General features: G+C 59.2%; 5 protein-coding genes and 1 pseudogene. All 6 read right to left on the bottom strand.

The window, feature by feature from the left end:
• Nucleotides 1–92 precede the first annotated feature (92 nt).
• Nucleotides 93–302 (bottom strand): annotated as a pseudogene (locus PH562_RS30515) (helix-turn-helix domain-containing protein); the annotation flags it as partial.
• Between the two features lie 196 nt (nt 303–498).
• The gene (locus PH562_RS30510) at nt 499–1,800 is read right to left on the bottom strand and encodes a hemolysin family protein (RefSeq protein ID WP_285177623.1); all 1,302 of its coding nucleotides are present in this window, start codon (nt 1,798–1,800) and stop codon (nt 499–501) included.
• A gap of 107 nt (nt 1,801–1,907) precedes the next feature.
• Nucleotides 1,908–2,333, bottom strand: coding sequence for an LLM class oxidoreductase (locus PH562_RS30505; RefSeq protein WP_285177625.1), 426 nt, complete (start codon nt 2,331–2,333; stop codon nt 1,908–1,910).
• On the bottom strand, nt 2,216–2,815 hold the full coding sequence (locus tag PH562_RS30500; RefSeq protein ID WP_285177621.1) for an LLM class flavin-dependent oxidoreductase: 600 nt from the start codon (nt 2,813–2,815) through the stop codon (nt 2,216–2,218). Before PH562_RS30500 ends, PH562_RS30505 begins: the two co-directional genes overlap by 118 nt.
• Before the next feature lie 166 nt (nt 2,816–2,981).
• Nucleotides 2,982–3,353 (bottom strand): PsiF family protein, encoded by a 372-nt coding sequence (locus PH562_RS30495; RefSeq protein ID WP_285177620.1) that lies wholly within the window; start codon nt 3,351–3,353, stop codon nt 2,982–2,984.
• A 139-nt stretch (nt 3,354–3,492) separates the two neighbouring features.
• Nucleotides 3,493–4,348, bottom strand: an 856-nt coding sequence (locus PH562_RS30490; RefSeq protein WP_285177619.1) for a zinc-binding dehydrogenase, incomplete at its 5' end; no start/stop codon positions are given.

The following is a 4,348-nucleotide window of genomic DNA, read 5'->3' as shown; positions in this document are numbered from 1 at the left end:
GCGACCATCAATGCTGACCTCCTCTCAGCCAGCATCTTGAATCATATTCGACATCAAAAGGGAATCCACGATTCAAACAAAATCTGAACCGCTCTAGAGATATCGTGCGCTACCGTGCTGTAGTAGCCGTCGTAGTCCGGCAGTTCGCGATCATGAAACGTGTTGCGCTTGATCTCGCGGTAAATGGTCGAGCGGTGACGGCCGAGCTGGCGGGCCATTTCGGTGACGGGAACTTTTGCCGCCACCAGCTGGTGTAGGCGTCGTCGGTCGGCGAGAGCAAGCTGCGTATAGCATCGGGACATGCCAAAATCTCCAAAGTGAAGCCATTGAAATCATTGGCATGTCGCACTTGGAAATAGAATGTACCTGGTTACAGCCGCAAATCAGATAACCTGTGTTATGGAACATAAGCCGATCCGGCGAGCCTTGTCTTTTAGGGCGAAACGGATTTCATCAAATGGCTATTCTTCGGGATAATGCGTGGCTCTCTGATGAGTTTCAGTGATCGGCGTCGCGAGCGTCGTCCGCGCTCACCAGCAGCTTGTCGATCCTGCGGCCGTCGAGATCGACGACCTCGAAGCGCCAGCCGCTCTTCGAGAAGCTTTCGCCCACATCCGGAAGATGGCGCAGCTCTTGCAGCACGAAGCCTGCGACCGTCTGGTAGTCGCGATCGTCCTCGATTTGCAGGTTCATGAAGTCGGCGAACTCGTCTATGGGCATCCAGCCGGATACGAGATAGCTGCCGTCGTGGCGACGGACGAGAGCCTGCTCGCCATCGGCATCGGTTTCCTCCTGAACAGCTCCCAGGATGGCTTCGAGGATATCGCCCGATGTGATGACACCTTCGAAGTGACCGTATTCGTCGTAGACGAGCACCATGTGTGAAGAAGAGCGACGCAGCGCCTTAACCACGTCAAGGGCGCTGGAAAGGTCCGAAACGATCGGCACCTGTTTGGCAAGCTTCAGGATGTCGGCCTGACCGCCAGAAGCCAGCGCATCAAAGAAATCCTTGGTGATCAGCACGCCAATGATTTCATCGGAGCTATCCTTACGCAGCGGCAGCCGTGCCTTGTCGGTGCGGCGAATCTGTTCGCGCATCTCGTCGAAGCTATCTTCGATATCGATGACCTCTACGTCGCGACGCGGCGTCATCAATGCCCTTGCGGTTCGGTCGGCCAATCGCATGACGCCCGAGATCATCGCCTGCTCTTCCGTAGCGATGACGCCGGCGCTCTGTGCCTCTGCAAGAACCGTTTTGATTTCCTCGTCGCTGACGCCATCGGCAGCCTTGCCGGATTGCCCAAGTGCCCTCAGAACCAGCCGTCCCGAGAGATCGAGCAACCAGACAAGCGGGGCCGCAGCCCGGGAAAGAAACACCATGGCCGGCGCAACCTTGCTGGCGACCGCTTCCGGCGCTCGCAGAGCAACCTGCTTCGGCACGAGCTCGCCGATGATCAGCGATAGATAGGTAATGGCGACCACGACGGAACCGACGCCGATGGCGTCGGCGGCTGCAACCGAAAGACCTTGCGCGGCAAGCCAGCTCGACAGCCGAGCGCCGAGTGTGGCGCCTGAGAACGCGCCGGACAGGACGCCGACGAGCGTGATGCCGATCTGCACCGTTGAAAGGAAGCGGCCCGGCTCTTCAGCCAGCCTCATCGCCATGCTCGCACCTCTGCTGCCTTGGTCGGAAAGCACTTTCAGGCGGGCAGGACGGGAGGAGACGATCGCCAATTCCGACATGGCAAGCACGCCATTCAGGAGGGTGAGAACAATGACGATAGAAATTTCGAGAAGCAAAATCAGCCCTTTTTGGTTGCAGCGGAAAGATAGGTGGCAAAGGCTGCAAAAGCCAGGGTCCCACGAATATGATTTCCACGATGCCACTATTGAGGGCAGTTCGGAAGCTACCGCATGGCCGGCAGAATCTCCGCTGCGATCTCTTCCATGACCTCGCCGGGCGGTCTGCCCTGGGTAACGAGGTTGAAGGCGACATGATGGATGCCGGCTTCACGCATCGCCGACAAAGCGTCGATCAGCCCTCGCCTGCCGGCTCTGACGCCGAGATTGATCTCCTCATAGGAGGCCTGAGGATTATCGAGCAAATCCAGGACCATGGACTGACCGAAGCCGCGAAAATCAGCGGTGACCTTAGCCCGGGCATTGTGCCAAAGCGCCAACCGATCTTTTTGAACGGGTAGCGGCCGGTAATAGGTCATCCAGGCTGTTGCGTGGCGGGTAATCCATTCGAGCGATTGCGACGATGAACCGACCGCCACCATGGGAATGAGCGGTTGTCGCAGCGCAGGCCTGATGGCGAACTCGTTTCGCACGCGACCGCCTTCATCGACGACCTTCTGATCCGGACTGAGCGCAGCGGCGAGGCGCTCCCAATGCGATTGAAAGAGTGCTTTGCGGTTCTCAATTTCCTCTCCGAAAAATCATATTCGCTCGGCCGGTCTCCAGAGCCGAGACCGAGGACGAGCCGGTCTTTCGAAAGGGAGGCGACGGACAGTGCGGCCTTGGCGATATGGAGCGGATGCCGCAAAGGCAGCACGATTGCACCCGTCGCCAGGGCGATCCTGGATGTGGAAGCGGCTAGAGCTCCGAGGAGGACCCAGGGATCGGCATGCCCGATCGGATCGGGATAGCTTTCACTGTTAAGAGGGACATCCCTCACCCACAGCGCATCGAAGCCTAATTTATCGGCTTGGGCTGCGATGCCGAGCTGAGCATCGAACTCTATGTCGGCAGCAGTTCTCGTTTGCGCCGGCAGGACTATGCCGAATGAAAGCCTATCTGGATGGAAAAGCACGCCGCACCCTGAAATTTATATCCTTGAAGGATATAAGGAGGCTTGCGCCTGAGGAAAAGGGTCGCGTGAAGCGTAGGGTGATTGTGCGAGGCAAGTAGTCCGCCCCGTGGAGCGGACTGTCATTGTGTGACGGGTCCAGTGCGGATCCGTGATCCCGGGCCGATGTTCAGCTCGCGGTGATGCATTGCTTGACGTAGTCGCGCAATGCTTTCTTCTCCAGACCTTTGGCGGTGCCTTCGTCATGGCAGGTCTTGCGTTTTGCCAGGACCGGATACTTTTGCTGCAGGCAGCTTTGGACTGCGTCCTTGCGCGCCTCGCCCTTGAGGCCCTGCCCCGTTGCATCCTGTCGGCAGGCTTGCCGTGCCGTCTTGATCTCGTCCCTCGACGGCATGGTCGACGATGCTGCCGATGTGGAAGGGGTTGTGACGGGAGCTGGCGTTGCGGTCGTCGCAGGTGTCGTCGTCTGGGCGAAGACCACGGTTGCGGAAGATAGGGCGAAAAGAGCAGCGGCGGTCGCACTTAGCAGCTTGCTGGTCATGGGCATATCCTTTTGCCTGAAGGCCATTCATGTTCAAGCCGCCGACCTCATCACGAGGCCGGCGTCCTTCTTGAACGGTGGTCATCGGCTTATCCGTCGTTCGGACTGCCAAAAAACCTCCAGCAAGGTCCCTGCAACGTCAATAGAGCACGACGCTGCGGATGCTTTCACCCGAATGCATGAGCTCGAAGCCCTTGTTGATGTCGTCGAGCGGCATGGTGTGGGTGATCATCGGATCGATCTCGATCTTGCCCTCCATGTACCAGTCGACGATCTTGGGAACATCGGTGCGGCCGCGTGCGCCGCCGAAGGCCGTGCCCATCCACGAGCGGCCCGTCACCAGCTGGAACGGACGCGTCGAGATCTCCTGGCCGGCGCCGGCAACGCCGATGACGACAGACTTGCCCCAGCCGCGATGGCTTGCTTCCAGCGCCTGGCGCATCACCTTGGTGTTGCCGGTGCAGTCGAAGGTATAGTCGGCGCCGCCGATCTGGTCGGCCCCGCGCTTCGTCATGTTGACGAGATAGGGCACGATGTCGTCGCCGATCTCCTTCGGATTGACGAAATGCGTCATGCCGAAGCGCTCGCCCCAGGCCTTCTTGTCATTGTTGAGATCGACACCGATGATCATGTCGGCACCGGCAAGCCGCAAGCCCTGGATGACGTTAAGCCCGATGCCGCCGAGACCGAAGACGATGGCGGTTGCGCCCATCTCCACCTTGGCGGTGTTGATGACCGCGCCGATGCCTGTCGTGACGCCGCAGCCGATGTAGCAGATCTTGTCGAAGGGGGCGTCGGGATTGACCTTGGCGACGGCAATCTCCGGCAGTACGGTATAATTGGCGAAGGTCGAGCAGCCCATGTAATGATGGATCTTGTCCTTGCCGATCGAGAAACGCGAGGTGCCATCCGGCATCAGGCCCTGGCCCTGGGTCGAACGGATTGCGGTGCACAGATTGGTCTTGCGGCTGAGACACGACGGGCATTCGCGGCAT

The sequence above is a fragment of the Rhizobium centroccidentale genome (assembly GCF_030182565.1).
Lineage (GTDB): Bacteria > Pseudomonadota > Alphaproteobacteria > Rhizobiales > Rhizobiaceae > Rhizobium.
The sequence above is the reverse complement of the archived record's forward strand: the minus strand, read 5'-3'. Positions and strand labels throughout refer to the sequence as shown.

Excerpts from the sequence above, each read along its gene's own strand:
- PH562_RS30495 (WP_285177620.1), bottom strand. The coding sequence starts at position 3,353 with ATGACCAGCAAGCTGCTAAGTGCGACCGCCGCTGCTCTTTTCGCCCTA.